Source organism: Myxococcales bacterium, from assembly GCA_016717005.1.
In the GTDB taxonomy this organism is placed as follows: domain Bacteria; phylum Myxococcota_A; class Polyangia; order Haliangiales; family Haliangiaceae; genus UBA2376.
Map to the genome: position 1 here is coordinate 12,450 of JADJUF010000046.1, position 23,280 is coordinate 35,729.

The following is a 23,280-nucleotide window of genomic DNA, read 5'->3' on the forward strand; positions in this document are numbered from 1 at the left end:
CCACACGCGCACGCGCGCGGCACCGGACTTGCTGTAGCGACCGACGCGCGCTGGCGCGACCGATGTCGACCTCACCGCTCTACCTGTTCATCTTCATCGTGTTCCTGAACCGCTACGTGTTCGGGTTCTACCTCACCCGCGTGCGCGGCCGCCGCTTCGACGAGACGATCACCGGCTACGAGCCGACGATCACCGTCGTGGTGCCGCTGTTCAACGAGGGCCGCTCGATCTACGACACGATCGTCAGCCTGGTCGGGCTCGAGTACCCGGCCGCGAAGCTGGCGATCACCGTCGTCGACGACTGCTCGACCGACGACTCGTACGAGTGGGCGTGCCGGGCCGCCGCCGAGTTCGGCAACGTCCGGGTGCTGCGCAACCCGCACAACATGGGCAAGCGCAAGGGCATCAACCACGCGGTCCGCGAGGCCACGTCCGAGATCATCGTGTCGGTCGACTCCGACGTGATCGTCTACCCGACCGCGCTGCGCGAGCTGGTCGCCCGGTTCACCGGCCCCGAGGTCGCCGCGGTCGGCGGCCGCGTCCACGTCTCCAACCCCAACGACAACTGGCTGTCGAAGCTCCAGACGATCAAGTACTACTTCGGCCAGGAGCACCTGAAGAACCTCGAGCGCGCGCTGCGCTCGGTCATGTGCCTGTCGGGCTGCCTGACCGCCTACCGCCGGCACGTGCTGCTGGCGCTCGAGCCGATCCTCGAGGACCGCAACATCCTCGGCATCCCGATCAAGTACGGCGAGGACCGGTTCCTGACCCGGCAGATCGTCAAGGCCGGCTACCGCACGGTCATGACGATGGACGCGATGTGCTTCACCAAGGCGCCGACCGACCTGCGCGGCTACTTCAACCAGCAGCTCCGGTGGAAGCGCTCGAACATCGTCGACTTCGCGTGCGGCCTGGGCCACGCGTGGAAGCTGCACCCGCTGGTCTGCATCCAGTACCTCTCGATGCTGATGCTGCTGCTGGTCTACCCGTTCGTGATCATCGCCCACGTCGCCGCCGGCGAGCTCCTCGGCCTGATCCAGTTCCACGTGGCGCTGATCGCGCTGTTCGGCCTGATCTACTACCTGGCGCCGTCGACCCGCCGCCTGCCGCCGTGGCTGCGGGTCCACCCGATCGCGTTCCTGCCGATGGCGGTGCTGATGCCGGTGGCGTACGTGCTGCTGACGCCGCTGGGGCTGTTCACGCTCGACACCGCCAGCTGGGAGACCCGCGGCCACGGCGCGGTCGCCGCCCCGCCGGTCGCCACCGGAGGCCCGCGATGATCGTCGCCGCGCACCAGCCCGCCTACCTGCCCTGGCTCGGCTACCTCGACAAGGTCGCGCAGGCCGACGTGTTCGTGATCATGGACGATCTGCAGTTCGAGGCCGGCAACTTCCAGCACCGCAACAAGCTCAAGCTCAACCACGGCCCGGCCTGGGTGACGGTGCCGCTCGAGCGCGGCCCGCAGCACGAGCGCATCTGCGACAAGCGCATCGCCAACGGCGGCAGCCCGCGCGAGCACTGGGCCCGCCGCACCTGGCTGACGATCGAGACCCACTACCGCAAGAGCCCGCACTTCGCCCGCTACCGCGATGAGCTGGCCGACGTCTACGCTCGGCCGTGGCGGGCGCTGGCCGACCTCGACGGCCACCTGTTCGACCTGGCCCGACGCTGGCTCGGCGTCACCCGGCCAGTGCTGCGGGCGTCGTCGCTCGAGCTGGTCGGCGCCAAGACCGAACGGATCATCGACCTGTGCCGCAAGGTCGGCGCCCGCGCGTACCTGTCCGGGCGCGGCGGCTCGGTCGACTACCTCGACGTCGACGCCCTGCGCGCGGCCGGCATCGCGGTGGTGTGGCAGCGGTTCACCCACCCGGTCTACCCGCAGCGCTACCCCGAGCTCGGCTTCGCGTCGCACCTCGGGTTCCTCGATCTGATCCTCAACTGCGGCCCCGACGCCGCGGCGATCCTCGCCGCGGGCGGCGCCGCCCCAGCGGCCGAGGTCGCGCGATGAACCGGATCTTCGACGAAGAGAAGGGCGGCCGGGTCGTGGCGTTCGGCGCCCACCCCGACGACCTCGAGGTCGGCGCCGGCGGGCTCCTGGCCCGGCTGGCCCGCGAGGGCGCGATGGTCACGATGGTCGTGGTCTCGGTGCCGAACCAGGCCGAGGTGCGACGGGCCGAGGCCGAGGCCGCCGCGGCGCTGATCGGCGCGCGGCTGGTGGTGCTCGAGGATCGGCCGTGCCGCGTCGAGGATCTGCCGATGCACGAGCTCGTGCGTCGGTTCGATCACATGGTCGGCGACTGCCGGCCCGATCTGGTGATCACCCACTCGGCCCACGACCTCCACTGGGATCACAGCCTGGTCAACCGCGCGACCGTGTCGGCGCTGCGCCGGTCGCCGTGCGATCTGCTGGCGTTCCTGTCGTCGCCCGAGATGAACGCGCAGTCGCGCTCGATCGGCCAGTGCTTCGCCGACATCTCGACGACGATCGACACCAAGATCGCGGCGATCGGCGCGCACACGTCGCAGGTGCCCAAGCTCGATCTCGAGTCGAGCCGGGACCTGGCCCGCGCGATGGGCCGGATCAGCGGCTACGCCTACGCCGAGGCCTACGAGGTCCTGCGGGTCCGCATCTGACGGGGCCGGATCGGACGGGTCCGGACCGAAGCGGCCCGGCACGCCCGGCACCGATCAGCGCTTGCCCGGGTAGAAGTCGAGGTCGGGCGCGTCGATCGGCGGGCGCGGCGGCGCCGCATCGACCGGCGGTCGCGCCGGCGGCCCCGCGTCGATCACCAAGCGCGGGCCGCGGTCACGATCGTCCCGGCGCCGGGCGTCGACCGGCGCGCCCCCGTCGACCGGCGCGCCCCCGTCGATCGGCGCGGCGTCGATCGGCGGGCCATCGACGCCGACGCCGGCGTCGACCGCGGGCGCCGCGACGGCCGTGGCGCCGGCGGCCGCATCGACCGGGCCCGCCCAGGCGGGCGACGAGCCGTGGCGACCACCGACGGCGACGAGCATCGCCGCCGCCGCCGCCGCCGCCACCACCGCCGCGGCCGCGACCAGCCACCACCGCCGCGACCGGGGCGCCGCCGCGGCGACCGGCGCCGCCGGGAGTGTCGGCGCGGGGGCCTGGGTCGCCGCGAACTCGGCGCGCACCTCGGGCACGGTGTCGGCGACCTCGGGCTCGGGCCACGCCGCGGCGCCGCCGTCGATGACCCGCTGCACCGACGCCCGCACCTCGGCGGCGCTGGCCGGGCGGGCCTCGGGGTCCTTGGCCAGGAGTTCGGCGACCAGGGTCCGGAGCCGGGCTGGCACCTCCGGAGGCAACGGCGGCACCGGGTCGGACAGGTGCTTGGCCAGGATCAGGTTGACCGACTCGTCGAGGTACGGCGGCGCCCCGCTCAGGAGCTCGTGCAGGATGCAGCCGAGCGCGTACAGATCGCTGCGGGGATCGCTGGGCCTGCCCTGGATCTGCTCGGGGCTCATGTACAGCGGCGTGCCGAGGATGGCGTCGGTGTTGGTCACGCGCGATGAGCTCTCGCTCACGAGCGACTTGGCCAGCCCGAAGTCGAGCACCTTGAGCAGGTCGCGCCCCGGCGGATCCGCCAGGACCACGATGTTGCCGGGCTTGAGATCGCGGTGGACGATGCCCTGGGTGTGGGCGGCCTCGAGCGCGTCGCACAGCTGCAGGGCGATGCCGCACACGCGCCGCGCCGGCAGCCGGCGCCCGGCCTGCTCCTTGGCGAGCGTGCGACCGCGCAGCAGCTCCATGACCAGGTAGAGGATGTTGTCCTCGGTCTGGCCGAAGTCGATCACCTGCACCACGGTGGGCTGGTTCAGGCGGCTCGCCAGCCGCGCCTCGCGCAAGAACCGCTTGGCGGCCTGCCGGTCATCGCTGAGCTTGGGGTGCACCACCTTGACCGCCACCTCGCGATCGACCGACAGCTGCAGCGCCCGGTACACGGTGCCCATGCCGCCGCGGGCCGATCGGCGCGCGCACCTCGAACCGACCGTCGAGCGCGCGCCCGATCAGCGGATCCTTGCTGGCCGCGAACTTGATGAGCCGCGCGCCGTCGTTGGGGCAGCTCAAGACCTCGGGCGCGAACGACTGGTTGCACGCCGAGCAGTACGACTCGGCGCCCTGGCCGTGGTCGGGCTCGCCATCGGTCACGGTGGCGGCTCGCCGCCGGGGCCGGCGATGACGATCGAGCTGCCGGCGGTGATCGTCGGCAGGTAGACCACCGAGGTGTCGTCGGCCTCGTACTGGACCAGGTAGTCCTGGCCGCGGCGCGACCGCTGGTACGCGCCGCCGCCGCTGCTCGTCCACACGGTCAGTCCCCGCTGGCCGAACGTCGGCACCTCGATCACCGCCCCGCGCTCGACGCCCTGATCGGCGGTGATCATCACGCCCGCCCCGACCTCGCCGCTGAAGCGGTAGGTGCCGCGCGCCGGCACGAACGTGGTCGGCGTCAAGGTCGGCGGCCGGGCGAACTCGGTCATGGCGACGCGCAGCTCGCGCGAGCAGTCGGCCACGCGGTCGGTCTCGACCGCCACCGCGGTCACCAGCTCGTAGGCTCCGGCGGCGGCGCCGCCGCGGTTGACCCAGTCGACGACCATCGCGCGGTTGGCGCGGGTGTCGTCGGTGGTGCGGGCGCGCATGCCAGCGATGGCGGTCGGGAAGGACCAGGCCAGGCCGACCTGCGGCAGCGCGCTCCCGGCCCCGCTGATACACGCGGTGATCGGCGCCGCCGGCGCCGACAGCTTGGCCGCCGCCCCGACCGCGGGGAACGGCCCCGGGACGGTCGCCGGATCGACCTGGTAGCGATCGAGCGCGGTCGGGAACGTGAAGTAGCTCGTGAGGATCGCCGGGTTGCCATCGGGATCGGCGCACCCGGCGCAGGTCATGACCCCGGCGCTGAGCGTCACCTGATCGCGCCGCACGATGCGGCCGCTGGGCTGCACGGTGAAGTCGACGACGCCGGTGACGGTGGTCGCGGCGTCGCAGCCGAACACCGTCGCGGCGACCGGCACGGCCTGCTCCCAGGTGACGCGGGTGGTGGCCAGGGCCGGGCCGCTGCGGAGCGTGGTGGCCTGGCCGACCTGCGACGAGCGGCCGTCCACCCCGAACGCCGGGTACATCGAGATGCCCGCGAACCGCTCGTCGCGCACGCAGCTGTCGTTGTTGCCGGCCAGCACCTCGTCAGCGCCGCGGCGCAGGCTCGACGGCATCGCCGAGGTGCTGTCGAACTCGAGCACGAGGTCGCCGACGGTCCAGCCGCGCGCCAGCGGCGCGACCGGGGTCAGCGGGGTCGCGAGCGCGCTCGCGAAGCAGTCCTCGACCACGGTGGTCCCAGGATCATCCTCGGCGCCGGGGTGGACCAGCGCGTTGTCGTCGTCGCAGTCGTTGGCCGCGGGGTTGGCCGCCACCGCCGGCCAGCCGTCGCAGTCGCCATCGCCCGCGCACGGTCGGTACGGGGGCACGTCGAGGCAGCCGGCGGCGCCGGCCAGGGCGATCAGGGCGCACGCGTGCTGGAGCCCCGGCATCTTCACGAGTATTACCGCTCGCCGATACCGGCGCAACGCACGGTCAGCTACGATGACGACGTGAGGGTCGCGACGTTCGTGTTCGCCGTGGCGCTGATCACGCCGGCCGCCGCCGCCGCCGCGCCCGATCCCGACCGCGCCGACGCGCTCGCCGCCGAGGCTGAGGCCCGCGCCGCAGGCGGCGACTTTCTCGGCGCGGCCGCCAGCTTCCGCGACGCCCACGCCGCGGACCCCCGCCCCGAGTTCCTGTGCAACGTCGGCGTCGCGTTCCACAAGGCGCGCGATCTGCCGCGGGCCCACCTGTACCTCGGACAGTGCCTGACCCGCGGCGGCTCGCTCGATCCCGGCTTCCTGGCGTCGGTGCGCGCGGTGTTCGCGACGGCCGAGGACCAGCTCCGCGCCGGTGAGTTCGCGCCCATCGACGTGAACCCCGAGCCGGCCGCCGCGGCGTTCACCATCAGCGCGTTCGGCGTCGGCGACACCCTGGTCGGCGCCCGCCTGGTGTGGCTGCCGTTCGGGCGGCACACGCTGCACGTGACCGCCGACGGCTACGTCGCCGATGACGTCGGGGTCGAGATCACGACCCGCGATCACCAGACCGTCCGCCCGACGTTGACCCGCGCGCCAGTGATCGGGCCGCCGCCGACGACGACGCCGCCCCCGGTCCACCGCCGCACCGCGCCCGCGTGGATCGCCACCGGGGCCACGGTCGCGGTCGGCGTCACCGCTGGCCTGCTCTACCTGCGCGCCCGCGCCTGGGCCGCGGACGCCGGCCTGCCCGAGATCCCGCCCGAGGTCTACGCCGACCGGGTCGACACCGCCCGCGCCTACCAGCACGGGTCGTGGGCGGTCGCTGCGCTGGCCGGGGTCGGCGCGGTGGCGAGCGGCTACCTCTGGTATCGCGCGCTGCGGACGCCGGCGCCGATCGAGGTGGCGCCGACCGCTGGCGGCGCGATCGTCGGCGTGCGCGCCTCGTTCTGATCCAACGTTCAGTCGAGCTCGATCAGCTCGCCGAAGGTGGGCTCGATCACCGGGGCGCGCTCGTCGACCGCCTCGTGCCCGGCGACGCGCGCGGCCCACGGCGCCGAGGCGATCCGCAGCGGGGCCGCGACCACGGCCGCGAGCTCCTGGCGCACCCCCGACCACCGGGCGCGGGCGCTGTCGTCGAGCCCGCGATCCGCGGCCGCGGCGCGCGCGACCGGCAGCGCGGCCGCCGCCAGCGATCGGGCCAGCGCCGCCACCGTGCCCCGCAGGGCCGCGCGCTGGGCCAGGGCCGCCTCGGCCTGGGCGACGACGGCGTCCGCGACCGCGCCCGCCCGGTCCGGCGCGGTGCGGACCGTGGCCTGGGCCACGCGGTGACCGAGCCGGACCAGATCGTCGGCGAACCCCACGACCGTCGCCGCCAGGTTGGCGCGGAAGCTCGCCCCGAGCGCCGTGTCGTCGGCCAGCGCGTGCTCGAGCCGGATCCGCATGGCCTTGCCGGTGAACCCGTCGATCGCGATCAGCGCGGCGGCCAGGGCCGCGTCGCGCGCGGCCAGCCCGGCGTCGGACACGTCGTGGCTCGCCAGCTCGGCGGCCAGCTGCGCGGCGTAGTCATCGCTGGCGAACGCCTCGAGCCGCGCCAGGGTCTGGACCGCGTCGAGCAGCTCGCCCGACGACCGCGCGCTGGTTGCCTGCATCGGTCCAGGCTACCGCGCACGCCCGCAGGTGGCGACCACGCTGCGACCCGCGCCACATCCCGGCGCCGGTACGGTGGTCGGTAGGTTGGCAGCGCGGTGCGGTCGGCGGTACCGTTGCACGATGTCGTGCCGCGGGCCTCGAGACCTGGCGCTGGCCGCCACCCTGGCCACCGCGCTGGCGGCGTGCGCGCAGGCCGAGAGCAGCGTCGACGCGACCACCGACGGGCCCCCGGCCGACGCCGGCGCCGACGCGCCGACCGACGCCCCCGGCAGCGACGGCCGGCCGGCCGGCAACGACGTGTGCGCCGGGGCCGAGGACGTCACCACCGCCGCCCACGGCGCCACCGGGGCCACGATCACCGGCGACCTGACCGGCTACCACAACGACGTCCAGCCGCCGACCGCGTGCACCGGCTTCACCAACGACGGCCCCGACGCGGTCTACGTGGTCACGATGGGCCCCGGCAAGACCATCACGGCCACGCTCGATCCCCAGGGCTGGGACGGCGCCGTCGAGATCGTCCAGCCGTGCGTGCTGACACCGATCTGCCTGGCCGGCAGCGACGGCGCCAGCCCCGAGGTCGCGAGCTACACCTCGACGGCGGCGACCACGGTCTACGTCGTCGTCGACAGCTGGAGCGACACCGCGTTCGGCCCCTACACGCTCAACGTCACCGTGCAGTGATCAGGGCCCGGCCGGCTCGGCCGGCGCGGGCGCGGCCTCGACCGGCGCCGGGGTGACCGGGGCCGGCGGCGCGCCCGGCGCGTGGCGCTTGCGGCGCAGGAACCGGATCAGGCGATCGCGGCCGTTGGTGAGGATGTCGTAGTAGGTCGGGATCACCAGCAGCGTCAGCACCGTCGACGTGATCACGCCGCCGATCACCGCGCGGCCCAGCGGCGCCCGGAAGTCGCCGCCCTCGCCCGAGCCGATCGCGATCGGCAACATGCCGGCGACGATCGCGACCGAGGTCATGATGATCGGGCGCAGCCGCACCCCGCCGGCCTCGACCAGCGCCTCCTCGCGCGACAGGCCCTCGCGCTCGGCCTGCTTGGCGAAGTCGATCAGCAAGATCGCGTTCTTCGCGACGATGCCCATCAGCATGATCACGCCGATCATGCTCATCAGGTTGAGCGTCGACCCGGTCACCAGCATCGCCAGCATGACCCCGATCAAGGACAGCGGCAGCGACGCCATGATCGGCAGCGGCTCGAGGAACGAGCCGAACTGGATCACCAGGATGAAGTACATCAGCATCACCGCCGCGCCGAGCGCGATGAAGATCCGCGTGAACACCTCGGCCTGATCCTCGGCCTCGCCGCCCTGCCGCCGCTCGTAGCCGGGCGGCAGCGACAGATCGGCCAGCTTGCTCTCGATGTCCGCGATCACCGCCGACAGCGGCCGGCCCTCGGTGTTGGCGCCGACGGTGATCACCCGATCGCCGTCCTTGTGCTCGATCAACGTCGGGCCGAGGCTGCGGTTGACCTTGGCGATCTGCCCGAGCGGCACCGTGGTCGCGCCGGTGGGCCCGTTGAGCACCAGCGGCAGCGCCTCGAGGTCCTCGGGCCGCTGGCGCCAGTCGGCGCCGACCCGGACCATGACGTCGCGGGTGCGCCCGGCCGGATCGATCCAGTCGGCGACGTCGAGGCCGGTGAACGCTGGCCGCAGCGACTGCGCCACGTCGGCCACCGACACGCCGAGCGCGCCGGCCAGCTCGCGATCGAGCACGACCTCGACCTCGGGCCGCTGGCCCTTGCTCGACAGGCCGACGTCGACCGCGCCCGGCACGGTGGCGACCCGGGCCGCGACCTGCTCGGCCAGGTCGGTCAGGACCGCGAAGTCCTCGCCGGTCAGCTCGATCTGGATCTGCTTGGCCGGGCCGAAGCCGCCGGTCGAGATGTACGCGACGACGCCCGACAGCGCGCGGATCTGGTTGCGGACCCGCTGCGCGATCACGTCCTGGTGGACCGATCGCTTGCCCTTGGGCACGAGCCGGACGTAGATCGACGCCGAGTCGACGGTGCCGCCCTGCCCGCCGACGGTCGCGTAGGTGTACGCCACCTCGGGGTGGGCCCGGACCAGCGCCACCGCCTCGGCGACCTTGCCGCGGGTGTAGTCGAGGTTCGACCCGGGCGGGGTCTCGATCTGGATCGTGAACTCCGAGCGATCCTGGATCGGCATGAACGCGCACCCGACCATCCCGGTGCCCGGGATCGCGGCGGTGCCGATCAGCACGAAGAACATCACGACCACCATCAGCAGGCGGTGGCGCAGCGCCCACCGGATCACGCGCTTGTAGAACCGGGTCAGCGCGTTGAAGCCGCGATCGAAGAACTCGAGCTTGCGGGTCAGCCAGGTCTTCTGGTGGCCGGTGGCCTCGGGGTCGGGCCAGACCGCCGACAGCATCGGATCGAGCGAGAACGACACGAACAGCGACACCAGCACCGAGCACGCGATCGTCAGCGCGAACGGCGCGAACCACTGCTGCGCGACGCCGCCCATGAACGCGATCGGCACGAACACGACGACGATCGAGAACGTCGTCGCCGCGACCGCCAGGCCGATCTCGGACGTGCCGTCCTTGGCCGCGGCGACGTGGTCCTTGCCGCGCTCCATGTGGCGCACGATGTTCTCGCGCACGACGATCGCGTCGTCGATCAGGATGCCGATCGCCAGCGACAGGCCCAGGAGCGACATCACGTTGAGCGTGAACCCGAACGCCAGCACCGCGATGAACGACGCGATCACCGACACCGGCAGCGCCAGGCCGGTGATCACCGTCGAGCGCCACGACTTGAGGAACACGAACACCACCAGGATCGTGAGCAGCGCGCCCTCGATGAGCGAGCTCTTGACGTCGTCGACCGACGCCTCGACCCGCACGCCCGAGTCGCGCACGACCTCGAGCCGCGTGCCGGGGTGCTTGGTCCCGAGCTCGTCCCGCAGCTCGGCGAGCACCGCGCGGATCTTGGCGCTGACGTCGGTCGTGCTGTAGCCCGACGCCTTCTTGATGTCGATCGCGACCGCGCCGGTGCCGTCGTAGAGCGCGGCCGAGCGCGCGTCCTCGGCGCCGGGCGCGACGTCGGCGACGTCGCCGAGCCGCACGACCGACGTCCCCGAGCGGGTCAGCACCAGCTGCTCGAAGTCACGCGCGGTCTCGAGCCGGCCGCGCAGGCGGATCGTCCGCTCGTCGTAGGGCCCGGTCAGGCGCCCGACCGGCGCCGCCAGGCTCTGGGTCGCGACCGCGGCGACCACCTGCGGGATCCCGAGCCCGACCGCGGCCAGCGCCCGCGGCCTGATCGCGATCGTCATCTCGCGCTTGGTGCCGCCGACGACGCTGACCGACGCCACGCCCGGGATCGCCGACAGCGCCCGCGACACCCGCTGCTCCGCGAGCTCGGTCAGGTCGACCGGATCGAGGGTGTCCGAGGCCAGCACCAGCGACACGATCGGGAAGTCCGAGGCCTTGAACCGCGACAGGATCGGCTCCTCCATCTCGGTCGGCAGATCGGCCCGCTTCTCCGAGATCTTGTCGCGGATGTCCTGGGCGGCCGCGCCGATGTCCTTGCCGAACCGGAAGAACACGATGATCACGGCGTAGCCGTCGACCGCGGTCGACTGGATGTTGTCGACGCCGGCCAGCGACTGGAACGACTCCTCGAGCGGATCGACCAGCTCGCGCTCGACCGTGCCCGGCGACGCCCCCGGGTAGACCACGGTGACCGCGACCAGCGGCACCTCGACGTCGGGGAACTCGTCGGTGTCGAGCCGGGACAGCGCCACCAGGCCGAACACCACCAGCGCGATCATCACGACGGTGGTGACGATCGGCTTGCGGATCGCGTAGTCCGAGATCCACATCAGCCGTGCTCCGGCGTGGTCGGCTTGGCGGCCGGCGTGGGCGGCGGCGCGGCCGGCGCCGTCGGCGGGGCGCTCGGCGGCGACGGCGCGGCCGGGGCGCGGGGCGCGGCGCCGGGCAGCGCCACCTTGGCGCCCGGCGTGATGCCGCGGGCGGCGCGGGTCAAGAGCACGACCTCGCCGACCGCGACCCCGCTGGTGATCTCGACCAGCTCCTGGCGGTCGTCGCGCAGGCCCAGGGTCACCGGCACGCGCTCGGCGACGTCGCCCTGGACCCGCATCACGGTCGGCCGGTCCGACGACGTGTCGACCGCCGCCAACGGCACGACCACCGCGGCGCGCTGCTCGGCGGCGATCCGGCCGTCGGCGTACAGGCCGGCGATCAGCTTGCCGCCGGGGTTGGGCAGATCGACCAGGATCGGCACCTGGCGGGTCACCGGGTCGGCGGCCGGCGCCAGCCGGGTGATCGAGCCGTCGAAGCTCTGGCCCGGGTAGCCCCGCACCGAGAACGTGACGGGCTTGCCGACCGCGACCGCGCTGAGGTCGTCGGACGACACCGTCGCGGTCAGGCGCATCGTCGCCGGCACCACCAGATCGTAGAGCGGCGCGCCCGGGCTGACGATGTCACCGACGTTGACCTGCCGGGCCGCGACCACCGCGGTGATCGGCGCGCGCACGGTGGCGTCGCCGAGCTGGCTCCGGGCCGCGGCCACGCCACCCTTGGCCTGGGTCACCGCCGCCGCCGCCGCCGCCGCGTTGGCCCGGGCGCGGTCGAGCTCGCGCGCCGCGAGCGCCCCGCCCTTGACCAGCGGCTCGGTGCGCTCGACCTCGCGCTGCGCGACCGCGGCCGCGGCCTGGGCCGAACCGACGCCGGCCTCGGCCGACCGCACGGTGTCGCCCAAGGTCTTGACCTCGATCCGGACGAGCAGCGCGCCCTTGACGACCGGGTCACCCAGCTCGGGGCCGATCGCGACCACGCTGCCGCCGACCTCGGCCCGGACCACCGCGCGCTCGCGCGCCTCGAGCGTGCCGCTGATGCGCGGGCCGGTCTCGAGCACGGTCTGGCGGACCATGACGGCATCCTCGGCGGTGATCGTGATGGCGATGGCGGCCGGCGGCGGCGGCGGGGCCGCCTTCTTACAACCGGCGACGGTGCCGGCGGCGGCCGCGCTGACGAGGGCGACGCCGACGGCGAGCCGGGCCGACCACGGGCGACGATGGGTGCGAGCGAACATCACGGTCCTCCAGCGCCGAGCGGGAGCCCGGCCAGCAGATCGCGCCGCAGCGTGGCGACGCGGACGTCGCGCGCCGAGCGCGCGCGGTTGAGCTCGGCCTGTTCGAGCTGGTTGCGGGCGTCGACCAGCTCGAGGTGCGACGACGCGCCCTGCGCGAACCGCAGCTCGGCGATCGCGAACGCGCGCCGGGCCTGCTCGACGGTGCGGCGGGCCTGGTCCCAGGTGGCGGTGGCGGCGGCGACCTGCGCGTCGACGACGCGCGCGTCGACCGCGACCCGCTCGCGGACGTCGGCGAGCCGAGCCCGGGCCGCCGCCACCTCACGCCGGGCGCTGGCCGCGGTGGCGCGGCGGCGGAAGCCGTCGAAGATCGGCACCGACACGCCGACGCCGATCGTCCAGCTGGCGCGCCAGTCGGTGTTGAACGGGTGGATGTCGTCGGGGTAGTCGACCGCGCCGAGATCGGTCGACGCGTTCACCTGCGGCAGGCGCTCGGCCCGGGTCAGGCGCAGCGCCGCCTCGCGCGCGGCGACGTCGAGCTCGGCCTGGGCCACCGCGACCGACGGCGCGCCGGCCGGGCCCGCGACGCCAGCCCCGGCGCCGACCGCGAGCCCGCCGTCGTCGATCTCGAGCGGCGTCGCCAGGGCGATCGGCTGGTCGAGGGGCGCGTCGATCAGCCGGGCCAGCGTCATCATCGCGATGTCGCGCTGCGCGGCCAGCTGGATGAGCCCGGTCGCGAGGTTGTCGCGCGCGACCTGGGCCCGGACCACATCGAACTCGGCCGCGGCCTGGTTGGCGAACGACAGCTGGGTCTGGGCCAGGGTCTCCTCGGCCGAGGCCAGCCCGGCCTCGCCGATCTCGACGGCGCGCACGGCGAGCGCGGTGTCCCAGTACGCCTGCGCCACCGTGAACACCAGCGCGGTCCGCTGGCCGGACAGGCCGAGCTCGGTCGCGTCGGCGCTGACCCGGGCCAGCGCGATCGAGCTCCGGGCCCGGCCGCCGTCGTAGAGCGGCTGGGTGACGTTGACGCCGACCCGCCAGACGTTGCGCTGACCGATCGGGAGATCGATCTGCTGCGGCGGATCACCCGGGTTGATGCCCGGGAGCTGGAACGACACGCTGCCGAACTCCGACACCAGCGTGCGCTGGAACGACGCCGAGCCGGTCACCGTCGGCAGCCGGCCCGCCTTGGCCACGTCGATCTGCGCGCGGGCCCGCGCCAGATCCTCGCGCCCAGCGGCCAGCGTCTCGGCGGCGGGCTCGACCCGCGCGATGGCCTCGTCGATCGTCAGCGTCAGGCCGTCGGCCTGGGCCGCGGCGGCGAACCATGCCACCACGGCGAGAGAGATTGCGATGCGCACCATGATCCTCCGCGGCGCGCGCCGAGCGGCGCGCGCGTGCCGCCGAGGTCTAGCAGGAACCAGGCCGCGACGCCGAGGAGGCAGGCACCGTTCTACCTGCCCCAGCGCGTGGCATCCCGCGCCGACCTGGGTCAGGACGCCCCGATGCGACCGCGCCTGCGACCCGCGCCCCGTCGCACCACGGTCGCGGTGCGACTACCAGGCGACGACGTGGTAGGCGCCGTCGGGCTCCCAGCAGCTGTCGTTGCCGCGGAAGGTCACGCGCACCAGCGCCAGCTTGTGGGCGCCGTCGAGGTAGGCCGCGGCGAGCGCGATCGGGTTGTAGCACTGCTCGTCCGGGCCCGCGCCCGGGTACATCGGCGCGTCCGGCGCCAGCCACGCGGTCATCAGGCGGTCGACCACCGCGGCGCCGGCGACGGTGATCACGACGTGGCCGCTGTCGTCGAACGTCAGCGCGACGTCGCCGCTGGTCGCGGCCCAGCGCTCGGCGGCGAGCGCCGACTCGTCGTTCGCGGTGATCGCCGCCGCCACCAGCGGCGTCCACGCCGCGCGCTGGTGCTGCTCGGCCAGCCAGGCGTTGGCGCCGGCGACGTCGGGCGCGGCCATCGGCTGATCGGGATCCTGCGCCTCGGCGGCGTCGGCCGTCAGCACCACCCGCCGCGCGCGCTCGCGATCGTCGCGCCCCCGCGCCACCAGCGCGAGGTTGGGCATGCCGCGGGCGCCGTCCTCGCCGATGTCGGCGACCAGGACCTCGTCGCCGCCCGCCGCGATCGCCGGCAGGCCCGTCGCCGTGAACGAGCCGCCCTCGCCCGGCGGGCCGCCCGACCACGCGATGGTCGGCGCCGGCCCGGTCGGCCCGGCGCCGCCGTGGTTGGCGATCGTGCCGCCGCGCGAGGGACCGCCGCAGGCCGCGGCGAGGACGAGGAGGCAGCCGAAGGTGCGCATGGGCACGAGGGGACCGAGGATCGCGGGGGCAGTCAAGCGCATGGCGACCCAACGCGCGGCGCCCCGGGGCGATTGCGTCGCCCGGGCCCCGTGGGGGCGCCGACCATCGGGCCGCGCCGCGCCGCCGGGCGGATCAGCCCGGCTCGAACAGGTAGAAGTAGCCGCGCAGGTTCGAGGTCGACAGCGGCTTCTTCATCCGGTACCGCGATCCGAACGCGCCCTCGAAGGCCGGGTGCGCGCACAGGATGCCGGCGCGGAAGTCGCCGAGCCCGCGCCACCAGTCGCCGAGCGCGCCGTAGAGCAGCCGCGCGTCCGCGACCTCGAGCCGCTCGCCCCACGGCGGGTTGCACAGCACCAGCCCGCCCGGCGGCACCGCGCCCGCGTCGGCCGCCCAGGCCAGCAGCCGCTCGCGCGTGAGCGTCGCGAAGTCGCCGCGGTGGAACTGCACGTCGACCCCGGCGCGGCGCGCGTTGGCGCGGGCCGCGGTCAGCACGTCGAGATCGCGATCGCCGGCGATCACCACCGGGCGCGCGTCAGGCCACAGCGGCGGGTCGTCGCCGAGCACCGGCGCGCCCCGGGCCGCGAGCACCGCCTCGATCGCGATCGTGCCGGCGCCGCACATCGGATCGACCAGCAGATCGCGCCGGGGATCGAAGCGGGCCTCGATCGCCATCACCGCCGCCAGGTGCTCGCGCAGCGGCGCCTCGCCGGCGTCCTGGCGCCAGCCGCGGCGGGTGCGGGTGCCGCGCGTGAGATCGAGCCCGACCACGACCTGGCCGCGATCGTCGAGCCGCGCGACCACCAGCGCGTCGGGCCGCTCGGCGTCGATGGCCAGGGCCACGCCGCGGGCGCGGGCGCCGTCGACGATCGCGTTCTTGACCGTGCCGACCACCTGGCGCTCGCCGGCCGCGAAGTCGGCGACGCGCCGGACCTCGACCGAGAACGTGCGCACCTGCCGGTCCCAGCCGCGATCGTCGGCGGCGGCGTCAGCGCGCAGCTCGTCGTAGAGCGGCTCGAGGCGGCGGGCCGAGGTCGCGTACAGATCGCGCACGACCCGCGTCGAGGTGCGGTGGTAGGTGAGCGCGGCGGCGGCGAGGGCGTCGTCCCACGGGTACGCCAGCTGGCCGGTGCCGTCGCGCTTGGGCGCCGGCGGGCGACGGCCGAGCGCGCGCCCGCCGACCCGGATCAGCTCGGCCTCCATCGCGCGGTTGGTCTGGGCCGATCCGACCAGGCGCAGGGCATCGACTCTCATGGGCAGCTCGCAGCGGTCCGGGGCGGACCGTTCAGGGTGGCGTACAGCCCGGCGTCGACGAAGAAGCGCTTGTGCAGGTACCAGCCGCGGGCGTCGGTGCCGCGCGGGCCCTTGGGCCGGGTGTGGAGATCGCGCCGGACCCACCGGGCCACGTCGGGATCCCAGTCGAGCAAGTACCACGACACCAGCGTGGCGCCGTCGGCCACGGTCGCGCGGCACAGCCACAGCACCCGCGCCAGCTTGGTGAGCGGCGACGCGCCCTCCATCGACACCGCCGGATCCTCGGTGACGCGCCAGCGGCCGGCGCGGTCGCGGGCGATCGGCACGGTCTTGAGCTCGACCTCGCCGCGCCAGTCGGGCTCGTCGGCGCCGCGCTCGATCACCCCGAGCAGCGCCGCCGCGCGCGCCCCCAGGCGCCCTTGTCCCGGCCGCGGCCCGGCAGGCGCACGCCCAGCGCGCGATCGGCGGCGGCCAGGAGCTCGTCGACGTCGGCGGGCTCCTCGGGCGGGATCGCCGCCGCCCGCGGCGCCGGCACCGGCCGCGGCCACGACGGCGACGGCGGTGCCAGCCCGCGCGCGGGCGCGACGTGGACCAGCCGGGCGCCCAGCAGCTCGGGCACCGGCTGCACCGGCGTGCCCAGCCAGCCGTCGCCGCCGGCCTCGGCCCGCGCGCCCCAGGCCCAGACCCGCGCGCGCACGTCGCCGACGGGCGCGTCGCTCGGGACGGCGGCGGCGACCGCGTGGGCGACCGCGCGCAGCTCGTCGATCCGCAGCCGGTTGAGCAGGCCGGCGAGATCGCCCGCGAAGCGATCGCCGACCCCGGCGGCGACCGCGCCGTCGTCGTCCTTGATCGTCGCGGCCGCCAGCCGACGCACGGTCGCGCGCGGCAGCTGTGCGACCAGGGCTCGGGCAGCGTTCACGACGCGGCGATGGTACCGTCTTGCGATGAACCGTCGAGCCGCCGGGGCCGCGCTTTGCGCTGTCGCCGCGATCGTCCTGGTCGTCGCCGCGGTGGTGCCGTGGTGGCGGGTGGCCGATCGCGACGACGCGACCGGCGCTCGCGCCAACGTCACGCTGCTCGGCGGCGAGCAGTGCGTCGGCGCGCAGGCGGTGTCGTGCAAGTCGATCGCGCTCGACGGCCGGCCCGGCGCCCGCGACGATCTGTTCGCGTGGGCCGGCCGCACCACGCTGGTGCTGACGCTGGCGGCGGCCGGGCTCGCGATCACGCTCGCGTTCGCCGGCGGTCGGCCCCGACGCGCGCTGCGCGCCACCTGCGCGACCGTCGCGCTCGGCACCGCGGCCAGCGCCGCGACCGTGGTGTCGATCGAGCGCCTGCCGACCCTGTACGGCACGCCCGCGCTGGGCGGCGGGCTGTGGCTGGCGCTGGTCGGCGCGGCGCTGCTCGCCGCCGGCGCCGCCTGGCCGCTCGCCGAGCCCGATCGCCGCGCGCCGCTGCGGCGCTGGGGTCTGGGCGCGGCGGTGGCGGCGCTGGTGCTGGTGGCGTGGGCGACGCTGGCGCTGCGCGGGTGGTGGCACGGCGACGCCGAGTTCGGGCAGCGGTCGCGCTCGGCGCTCGGCTTCGAGGTCTGCGATCTCGGCACCTGCGCCCGGTTCGGCAACGGCGCGGCGGCGGTGCGCTCGTTCCTCTTGCTGGCGCTGGTGGCCGCCTGCGCCGCGGCGCTGCTGGCGGCGGCCGCCGGGCTGATCGCGCGGGTCGTGCGCGGCACCGCGCCCCACGGCTGGGGCATCACGACCGCGATCGCCGCCGGCGCCACGCTCGCGACCACCGCCGCGGCGCTGGCGCTGGTGCCGAGCCGCGGCACCCACCTCGGCGTCGGCGCGTGGGTGTTCCTCGGCGCCACCGTCGGGCTCGGCGGCGTCGCGATCGTCGCGATGCGCTGGATGCAGGTGCCCGAGCCCAGCGACGACGGGCCGCCGCCGCCGCTGCGGTTCGGCGCGGTGCCGTCGGGGCCCAAGCCGGTGCTGGCGCCGCTGGGCGCGGGCGCGGTCACCGCGCCGCCGCCGCCCGGCCCGACGCCGTCGCCGCCGGCGATCGCCGCCTACGCGCCGGCGCTGTCGCCCGCGCCGCCCCATCGGCCGCCGACGGCGCCGCCGCCGCCGCTGGCGCCACGACCGAGCCCGCCCTGCCCGACCTGTCGTCAGGCGACGCTGTGGCACGGCAAGCGCGAGGCCTGGTGGTGCAGCACCTGCAAGCGCGCGCTGTGAGGCCGCGCCAGCGCTGGCTCGGCGCGCTGGCGGCGCTCGCGCTGACGGCGTGCTCGCTCGATCAGCTGCCGCCCACCCCGGCCGACCGGGCCCGCGTCGAGAGCGCGCGCGCCGACCGTCGGGTCGCGGCGATGGTGCGCGAGCTCCCGGGCGTCCGCGACGTCCGCGCGCTGGTGGTGCTGACGCCCGACGATCCGCTGGCGCCGGGGCCGCGGCCGCTGGCGCGCGCGACGGTGACCGTCGTGATCGGGCCCGCCGCCGAGCCGACCGCGGTGCGCGCGGCCGCCACCGCCGCGGCGCGCACGGTCGTGGCGCGCGACGCCGAGGTCACGGTGATCGTCCTCGCGGCGCCGCTGCCGGCCCGGTCGCGCCGGACCGCGCTGCTGGTGCTGGCGCTCGCCGTCGCTGCGGCCGCCGCGGCGCTGGCCCTGGCGCTGAGCCGGCGCCGGGCGCTGGCCCGCTACCGCGGGATCAGGCCCCAGTAGTCGAGCGCGAGCACGACCCGCGGGTCGTAGCCGCGCTTGCCGCCCTCGCCCTCGACCTCGAGCGCCACCGGCTCGACCGTGGGATCGACGTTCTTGACGGCGCACAGCCGCAGCCGCAGCGCGCCGACGTCGGTGCGGCCGGGCAGCTCGGCCCGCTCGACCACGTCGGTCCAGGCGTAGATCGTGTCGCCGCCGTAGGTCGGGTTGACGTGGCTGCCGCTGTTCCACGCGGCGATCCGCAGCACGTTCTCGAGGCCCGCCCACGACAGCGCGTGGGCGACGCTGACGACGTGCCCGCCGTAGACCAGGCGGCGCCCGCCGGTGCGCGCGGCGCCATGGCCGTCGAAGTGCACGCGCGCGCTGTTCTGGTACAGCCGGGTCGCGGTCATGTGATCGGCGTCCTCGATCGTCATGCCGCCGCCGTGCTCGATGCGCTCGCCGACCTCGTAGTCGCCCCAGGCGCGGGTCCCGCCGGTGGCCCAGCGCAGATCCCGGAACCGGGTCAGGTTGAGCGCCTCGGGCACCGGCAGCTGCGCGGCGGTCACCGCGTCGGGCAGGGTCGGCACCACCGCGGCGGGGAGCGTGGCGGCCGGATCGCGCTTGGGCACCATCACCCAGCGGATGAACGACACCACGTCCTGGCCCTTCTGGTTGAGCCCGCGGCTGGCGACGTAGACGATGCCGCGCTTGCCGTCGGACAGCTCGCGCAGGCCGATGACCTCGGTCTCGGCGGTCAGCGTGTCGCCGGGGTAGACCGGGCGCCCGAACAGCACCCGGGCGTAGCCGAGGTTGGCGACCGCGTTGTGCGAGATGTCCCCGACGGTCTTGCCGAAGACCACGTGGAAGGCGAGCAGATCGTGCGCGACCTCGCGCGCGAACCCGAGGCTGCGCGCGAACTCGGTCGACGACGACAGCGGTCGGCGATCTCCGGTGAGGGCGATATAGAGGGCCAGATCACCGCCGTGCAGGGTGCGCGGCGTGGCGTGCTGGAAGCGCTGCCCGATCTGGAAGTCTTCGAAGTAGTGCCCGCGGGGGGCCGAGGCGTGGGCCATGGCGATCGCCGAGCATGCGGGCACCGCGGCGCGCGCGCAAGCCGAGCGGCGCTACTCCTGCAGCGTGAACGAGTAGGTCACCGACATCGGCGCGCCGGTCCACGCCGGGAACGAGGCGCCCTTGACCGCCGCCGCGACGCACCCGCCGGTCGGCGTGCCGGCGAACTCGCCGAGCGCGTCGACCTTCGAGACCGCGCCGCTCGACGCCACCACCGCCTTGACCTTCACGTGGCCGGCGACCCCGTGCTTGCCGAAGCAGGACTGGGCCGCGCCCGCGACCGCGCTCATGCCGGCCTTGATCTCCTTGGGCTCGAGCGAGGTCTTGGTCGGCCCGGTCGGCGCCTTCGGGGTCGCGTCGTCGTTGGGCTTGGTGGCGCCGCCGGAGGCGTCGTTGAGCAGATCCTCGATGCTCTTCTCGCCGGGCTTGCCGCCCGCCCCGGCGCCGCCGCCCGAGGGCTTGGCCGAGCCGCTGCCAGCGCCGGGCTTGGCGGAGCCGCCGCCCGGGGCCTTGGCCGAGCCGCTGCTCGGCGCGGCCTTGGCCGAGCCGCTGCCGGTGGACGCGCCGGCGCTCGGGGGCGACCCGCCGCCCGCCCCGCTGGCCGACCGCCCCGACCGATCGTCGCGGGGCTGGTCCCGATCGCCCAGCTCGTTCTTCGGCGCCGCGGGATCCGCGACCGCGCCGGGCGCGGCGGATCCGGCCGAGGGCTCGATCGGCGGGGGCGCCGGCGGCGCCACCGTCGGAGCGGCGGCGGACTCGACCGTCGCGGTCTGGCTCCGCGCGGCGGCGGAGCCGGCGCCGGCCTCCGACGGCGCCGCGGTCGCGACCCGCTCCTCGTCGCCGGACTTCGTGCCGCCACCGCCCGCGAGCAGGACCGCGGCCGCCGCGGCCGCCACGGCTGCGCCGCCGAGCCCGACCCAGAGCCCGGTCCGCTTGCGCCCGATCGGCGTCACCGTGGCGCCGGGACCGACCGAGGCCGCGACGCCGGCGACGCGGACCTCGTCCATCGAGGCCGGCGCGTCGGGCAGCGCCACGATCATCGCGGGCTCCGGCAGCGCGATCGCGCGCAGGCTGCTGGTCGACGACGACAGCATCTGCTCGTCGACGTCGTGCTGGCTGGTGATGCGCCGCGAGATCCGCTGGCGCGTGGTCTGGGCCAGCGCGCGGATGTCGTGGAGGCCCGAGTCGTCGGCGCGGGTCGACGGCGGCGAGATCTTCTCGGGGACAGGCTTGTCGTCGGTGTCGGACGTCATCGAGGTCTCCAGGGGCATGCGGGCGCTGGTGCCGTGAGCGTCGAGGTCGGCGAGCTCCGCCTCCACCCGCGCCGCCAGGCCGTCGACCCGACCGGGCGCCGCGAGGGCCGCGAGCGCGGCGCTGGCCGCGCGGACGCGCAGGTCGAGGTCGTCATCGGTGAGGGTCGAGTCGGACATGGGCGGTTCAGGAGGTCAGAGCGGTTGGCGGGATCACGGTGGCGGTAACACGGGGGCGTCGGAGCGCCTACGGATTTTGCCTTACGTCAGGAGTCACGGTCGGCAGGAGTCACGGTCGGCAGGAGCACGGTCGGCAGGAGTCACGGTCGGCAGGAGTCACGGTCGGCAGGAGTCACGGTCGGCAGGAGTCACGGTCGGCAGGAGTCACGGTCGTCAGGAGTCACGGTCGTCAGGAGTCACGGTCGGCTGGCGTTCGCGCCAGGCGCTCGCGCAGGAGCCGGCGAGCCTCGTTGACCCGCCACGCCACCGTGCCCTCGGGCACGTCGAGCACGGCCGCGATCTGCTTGTGGCTCAGGCCCTCGACCGTGGCCAGCAGCAACGTGACCCGCAGGGTCGGCGACAGCTCCGCGACGGCGGTCAGGACGGTGCGGACCTCCTGCCCGAGCGCGGCCTGCTCGTCGGGAGCGTAGCGCGGCGTGCCCAGATCCTCGGGCTTGCCGCCCAGCTGCGCCACCTCGGCGGCGCCCGCGTCGGCCAGGGCCCGGGCGCGCTTGCCCGAGCGCAGCCGGTTGAGGGCGGTGTTGATGGTGATGCGGTACAGCCAGGTGAAGAAGTCGGCGCGGCCGTCGAAGCTGGCGAGCCCGCGGTAGGCGCGCACGAACGTCTCCTGGGCGACGTCTTCGGCGTCGCTGTGGTTCCCGGTGACGTGGAGGGCTGCGGCGTACACGCGTCGTTGGTAGAGGCGCACGAGCGCCCCGAAGGCAGAGCGGTCTCCCCCGCGGGCGCGGGTGAGTAGCTCGGATTCGTCCTCTGCCATTTCCGCGAATATAGGAACGGCAGCGCCAGTAGGACAACTCCTCGTGCGCGTTCCTTGGGCCCGGGGGACGATCCTGCGCGGTGCGCCGGCCGCCCCCACCGGGGGCCTGGCGACCCGCCATCGGCGGCTCAGCGCGTGGACGTCTCGCGGTCGCGCACCGAGCTGTTCGTCGGACGCGCGCATCTCGGAAGGTCTCGCAGGGCCGGCCTCGAGCGGCCGACTGGCCTGGATGAGCCCGCGGACTTCGGCTGTGCCGACCTGGGCCTGGGCCGCTCGCGCATCAGCTGTTGGCGCGGCGCCGGTCGACCTCGATCAGGCGCGGGTAGACCGCCGCGACGACGTCGTCGATGCGGGCCAGGGCCCGGGCCGCGCTGGCGCGGGCGGTCAGCCGCCGGGCCACGCGCTCGGCCTCGTCGCGGCCGCCGTCGCGGGCGCGGGCGCTCACGCCGGCGTCGAGCAAGGTCAGCGGATCGCCGGCCGCGATCGTCCTGGTCAGCTCGACGGCGCGGCGCCGCGCGGCGCCGAGCGCGTCCTCGAGCTCCTCGGCGTGGGCCGCCAGGAGCGCGAGGTAGGCCTCGCCCTCGACCCCGCTGAGCAACGCGTCGATCTCGACCAGCGCGAGGTCGCGGAGCCGCGTGACCAGGCCGGTGTCATCGGGCTCGGTCATCCCTTCGGCTCCGGCTTGCCGGCCGGCAGGCCCTTGCCGGTCGCCGCCGCGAGCCGCTGCGCCCGGGCCTCACGCTCGGCCGCGACCTTGGCCTTGATCGCCGCCAGGGCGTCGTCGCCGCTCGCCGCGCCGGCCGGCAAGCTGGCGATCGACGCCTCGAGCGCGGCGGTGGCCTCCTGCTCGCCGCGCATGGCCGCGTCGACCTCGGTGGCGATGGCCTCATCCTCGATCCGGCTCTCGGCCGCCGCGAACTTGTCCCAGACCGCGCCGTCGTGCCCGAACGCGTCCCCGCCGGCCGAGCGGGCCGACGCGATCTGGGTCGCGAGCGTGCCCTTCTTGAGCTTGAGGATCTGCAGCTTGGTCTCGAACTCCTTGCGGCTCTTGTTGAGCTGGATGGCGTAGCTGGCGGCCTCGTCGCGATCCCGCCGGATCTTCGCGGCCTCGATCCGCGCCGCCTTCTGCTCGCGCAGGGCGGTCTTGGCGGCGTCGTCGTCGCCGGCCTTGACCGCGATCATCGCGCGCTTCTCCCAGGTCGCGGCCCGCTCCTCGAACTTGGCCTGCTCCTGCTCCATCTGCTTGGCGGTGGCCTTGTACGAGATCAGCTCGGCCAGCGCGGCCTTGCGCTGCTCCTCGAGCTCGAGGATCGTCAGCTCGACCTCCTTGGCGGGGTCGATGGCCTTGTCGAGGGCGGCGTTGGCCTTGGACTTGACGCCGTCTTTCATCCGGGTGAACAGGCCCAT

The 23,280-nt window shown here is 74.9% G+C and carries 22 protein-coding genes; 7 read left to right on the top strand and 15 right to left on the bottom strand.

The features are described 5' to 3' along the window. Positions 1 to 62 precede the first annotated feature (62 nt). The 3 genes from IPL61_38620 to IPL61_38630 are packed head-to-tail and all read left to right on the top strand — an operon-like array spanning position 63 to position 2,634. The gene (locus tag IPL61_38620) at positions 63 to 1,280 is read left to right on the top strand and encodes a glycosyltransferase (GenBank protein ID MBK9037098.1); all 1,218 of its coding nucleotides are present in this window, start codon (positions 63 to 65) and stop codon (positions 1,278 to 1,280) included. Then, on the top strand, positions 1,277 to 2,008 hold the full coding sequence (locus tag IPL61_38625) for a WbqC family protein (protein ID MBK9037099.1): 732 nt from the start codon (positions 1,277 to 1,279) through the stop codon (positions 2,006 to 2,008). The genes IPL61_38620 and IPL61_38625 overlap by 4 nt, the downstream gene beginning before the upstream one ends. Then, positions 2,005 to 2,634, top strand: coding sequence for a PIG-L family deacetylase (locus IPL61_38630; protein MBK9037100.1), 630 nt, complete (start codon positions 2,005 to 2,007; stop codon positions 2,632 to 2,634). The genes IPL61_38625 and IPL61_38630 overlap by 4 nt, the downstream gene beginning before the upstream one ends. Positions 2,635 to 2,688: 54 nt before the next feature. Here the strand turns inward: IPL61_38630 and IPL61_38635 are convergent, their stop codons facing one another. Both IPL61_38635 and IPL61_38640 read right to left on the bottom strand, forming a co-directional pair. Continuing rightward, entirely contained in the window at positions 2,689 to 3,969 is a 1,281-nt protein-coding gene (locus IPL61_38635) for a serine/threonine protein kinase (protein MBK9037101.1), read from the bottom strand. A 195-nt stretch (positions 3,970 to 4,164) separates the two neighbouring features. After that, on the bottom strand, positions 4,165 to 5,541 hold the full coding sequence (locus tag IPL61_38640) for a hypothetical protein (protein MBK9037102.1): 1,377 nt from the start codon (positions 5,539 to 5,541) through the stop codon (positions 4,165 to 4,167). A gap of 60 nt (positions 5,542 to 5,601) precedes the next feature. On the opposite strand from IPL61_38640, the gene IPL61_38645 reads away from it, so the two are divergent. Then, entirely contained in the window at positions 5,602 to 6,522 is a 921-nt protein-coding gene (locus IPL61_38645) for a hypothetical protein (GenBank protein MBK9037103.1), read from the top strand. An 8-nt stretch (positions 6,523 to 6,530) separates the two neighbouring features. On the opposite strand, the gene IPL61_38650 is transcribed toward IPL61_38645, so the two are convergent. Beyond that, complete coding sequence (locus tag IPL61_38650) at positions 6,531 to 7,220, bottom strand: hypothetical protein (protein MBK9037104.1); 690 nt, start codon at positions 7,218 to 7,220, stop codon at positions 6,531 to 6,533. Positions 7,221 to 7,341: 121 nt separating this feature from the next. Here IPL61_38650 and IPL61_38655 point away from each other — a divergent pair, with 121 nt between their 5' ends. Then, positions 7,342 to 7,905: a hypothetical protein gene (locus IPL61_38655; protein ID MBK9037105.1), complete on the top strand. Its 564-nt coding sequence runs from the start codon at positions 7,342 to 7,344 to the stop codon at positions 7,903 to 7,905. On the opposite strand, the gene IPL61_38660 is transcribed toward IPL61_38655, so the two are convergent. The 7 genes from IPL61_38660 to IPL61_38690 all read right to left on the bottom strand — a co-directional run bounded on the left by IPL61_38660 (position 7,906) and on the right by IPL61_38690 (position 16,785). Beyond that, complete coding sequence (locus IPL61_38660) at positions 7,906 to 11,079, bottom strand: efflux RND transporter permease subunit (GenBank protein MBK9037106.1); 3,174 nt, start codon at positions 11,077 to 11,079, stop codon at positions 7,906 to 7,908. Then, positions 11,079 to 12,311 carry an efflux RND transporter periplasmic adaptor subunit gene (locus IPL61_38665; GenBank protein MBK9037107.1) on the bottom strand — a complete coding sequence of 411 codons (1,233 nt, stop codon included), beginning with the start codon at positions 12,309 to 12,311 and terminating at the stop codon, positions 11,079 to 11,081. Before IPL61_38665 ends, IPL61_38660 begins: the two co-directional genes overlap by 1 nt. After that, a complete protein-coding gene (locus tag IPL61_38670) occupies positions 12,311 to 13,645 on the bottom strand; it encodes a TolC family protein (protein MBK9037108.1) in 1,335 nt (444 codons plus the stop codon). The genes IPL61_38665 and IPL61_38670 overlap by 1 nt, the downstream gene beginning before the upstream one ends. A 219-nt stretch (positions 13,646 to 13,864) precedes the next feature. Then, positions 13,865 to 14,614, bottom strand: coding sequence for a hypothetical protein (locus tag IPL61_38675; GenBank protein ID MBK9037109.1), 750 nt, complete (start codon positions 14,612 to 14,614; stop codon positions 13,865 to 13,867). A 133-nt stretch (positions 14,615 to 14,747) separates the two neighbouring features. Continuing rightward, positions 14,748 to 15,866 carry a hypothetical protein gene (locus IPL61_38680; protein MBK9037110.1) on the bottom strand — a complete coding sequence of 373 codons (1,119 nt, stop codon included), beginning with the start codon at positions 15,864 to 15,866 and terminating at the stop codon, positions 14,748 to 14,750. Further along, the gene (locus IPL61_38685) at positions 15,863 to 16,249 is read right to left on the bottom strand and encodes a hypothetical protein (GenBank protein MBK9037111.1); all 387 of its coding nucleotides are present in this window, start codon (positions 16,247 to 16,249) and stop codon (positions 15,863 to 15,865) included. The genes IPL61_38680 and IPL61_38685 overlap by 4 nt, the downstream gene beginning before the upstream one ends. Further along, positions 16,246 to 16,785: a hypothetical protein gene (locus tag IPL61_38690; protein MBK9037112.1), complete on the bottom strand. Its 540-nt coding sequence runs from the start codon at positions 16,783 to 16,785 to the stop codon at positions 16,246 to 16,248. Before IPL61_38690 ends, IPL61_38685 begins: the two co-directional genes overlap by 4 nt. A gap of 25 nt (positions 16,786 to 16,810) precedes the next feature. Between IPL61_38690 and IPL61_38695 the strand changes: the two genes are divergently transcribed. Beyond that, positions 16,811 to 18,091 carry a hypothetical protein gene (locus IPL61_38695; GenBank protein ID MBK9037113.1) on the top strand — a complete coding sequence of 427 codons (1,281 nt, stop codon included), beginning with the start codon at positions 16,811 to 16,813 and terminating at the stop codon, positions 18,089 to 18,091. Continuing rightward, on the top strand, positions 18,088 to 18,576 hold the full coding sequence (locus IPL61_38700) for a hypothetical protein (protein MBK9037114.1): 489 nt from the start codon (positions 18,088 to 18,090) through the stop codon (positions 18,574 to 18,576). Before IPL61_38695 ends, IPL61_38700 begins: the two co-directional genes overlap by 4 nt. Here the strand turns inward: IPL61_38700 and IPL61_38705 are convergent. From IPL61_38705 to IPL61_38725, 5 genes are all read right to left on the bottom strand, one after another. Then, positions 18,552 to 19,628 (bottom strand): MaoC family dehydratase, encoded by a 1,077-nt coding sequence (locus tag IPL61_38705; GenBank protein MBK9037115.1) that lies wholly within the window; start codon positions 19,626 to 19,628, stop codon positions 18,552 to 18,554. The genes IPL61_38700 and IPL61_38705 overlap by 25 nt on opposite strands. Positions 19,629 to 19,679: 51 nt before the next feature. Continuing rightward, entirely contained in the window at positions 19,680 to 21,056 is a 1,377-nt protein-coding gene (locus tag IPL61_38710) for a hypothetical protein (GenBank protein MBK9037116.1), read from the bottom strand. Between the two features lie 229 nt (positions 21,057 to 21,285). Next, on the bottom strand, positions 21,286 to 21,873 hold the full coding sequence (locus IPL61_38715) for a sigma-70 family RNA polymerase sigma factor (GenBank protein MBK9037117.1): 588 nt from the start codon (positions 21,871 to 21,873) through the stop codon (positions 21,286 to 21,288). 280 nt (positions 21,874 to 22,153) lie between these two features. Beyond that, positions 22,154 to 22,540: a hypothetical protein gene (locus IPL61_38720; protein MBK9037118.1), complete on the bottom strand. Its 387-nt coding sequence runs from the start codon at positions 22,538 to 22,540 to the stop codon at positions 22,154 to 22,156. Next, positions 22,537 to 23,280 carry a PspA/IM30 family protein gene (locus IPL61_38725; GenBank protein ID MBK9037119.1) on the bottom strand — a complete coding sequence of 248 codons (744 nt, stop codon included), beginning with the start codon at positions 23,278 to 23,280 and terminating at the stop codon, positions 22,537 to 22,539. The genes IPL61_38720 and IPL61_38725 overlap by 4 nt, the downstream gene beginning before the upstream one ends.

Excerpts from the sequence above, each read along its gene's own strand:
- IPL61_38720 (MBK9037118.1), bottom strand. The coding sequence starts at position 22,540 with ATGACCGAGCCCGATGACACCGGCCTGGTCACGCGGCTCCGCGACCTC.
- IPL61_38715 (MBK9037117.1), bottom strand. The coding sequence starts at position 21,873 with ATGGCAGAGGACGAATCCGAGCTACTCACCCGCGCCCGCGGGGGAGAC.
- IPL61_38640 (MBK9037102.1), bottom strand. The coding sequence starts at position 5,541 with ATGCCGGGGCTCCAGCACGCGTGCGCCCTGATCGCCCTGGCCGGCGCC.
- IPL61_38695 (MBK9037113.1), top strand. The coding sequence starts at position 16,811 with ATGAACCGTCGAGCCGCCGGGGCCGCGCTTTGCGCTGTCGCCGCGATC.
- IPL61_38630 (MBK9037100.1), top strand. The coding sequence starts at position 2,005 with ATGAACCGGATCTTCGACGAAGAGAAGGGCGGCCGGGTCGTGGCGTTC.
- IPL61_38710 (MBK9037116.1), bottom strand. The coding sequence starts at position 21,056 with ATGTCCGACTCGACCCTCACCGATGACGACCTCGACCTGCGCGTCCGC.
- IPL61_38620 (MBK9037098.1), top strand. The coding sequence starts at position 63 with ATGTCGACCTCACCGCTCTACCTGTTCATCTTCATCGTGTTCCTGAAC.
- IPL61_38675 (MBK9037109.1), bottom strand. The coding sequence starts at position 14,614 with ATGCGCACCTTCGGCTGCCTCCTCGTCCTCGCCGCGGCCTGCGGCGGT.
- IPL61_38680 (MBK9037110.1), bottom strand. The coding sequence starts at position 15,866 with ATGAGAGTCGATGCCCTGCGCCTGGTCGGATCGGCCCAGACCAACCGC.
- IPL61_38625 (MBK9037099.1), top strand. The coding sequence starts at position 1,277 with ATGATCGTCGCCGCGCACCAGCCCGCCTACCTGCCCTGGCTCGGCTAC.
- IPL61_38665 (MBK9037107.1), bottom strand. The coding sequence starts at position 12,311 with ATGTTCGCTCGCACCCATCGTCGCCCGTGGTCGGCCCGGCTCGCCGTC.
- IPL61_38660 (MBK9037106.1), bottom strand. The coding sequence starts at position 11,079 with ATGTGGATCTCGGACTACGCGATCCGCAAGCCGATCGTCACCACCGTC.
- IPL61_38705 (MBK9037115.1), bottom strand. The coding sequence starts at position 19,628 with ATGGCCCACGCCTCGGCCCCCCGCGGGCACTACTTCGAAGACTTCCAG.
- IPL61_38725 (MBK9037119.1), bottom strand. The coding sequence starts at position 23,280 with ATGGGCCTGTTCACCCGGATGAAAGACGGCGTCAAGTCCAAGGCCAAC.
- IPL61_38650 (MBK9037104.1), bottom strand. The coding sequence starts at position 7,220 with ATGCAGGCAACCAGCGCGCGGTCGTCGGGCGAGCTGCTCGACGCGGTC.
- IPL61_38655 (MBK9037105.1), top strand. The coding sequence starts at position 7,342 with ATGTCGTGCCGCGGGCCTCGAGACCTGGCGCTGGCCGCCACCCTGGCC.
- IPL61_38635 (MBK9037101.1), bottom strand. The coding sequence starts at position 3,969 with ATGGGCACCGTGTACCGGGCGCTGCAGCTGTCGGTCGATCGCGAGGTG.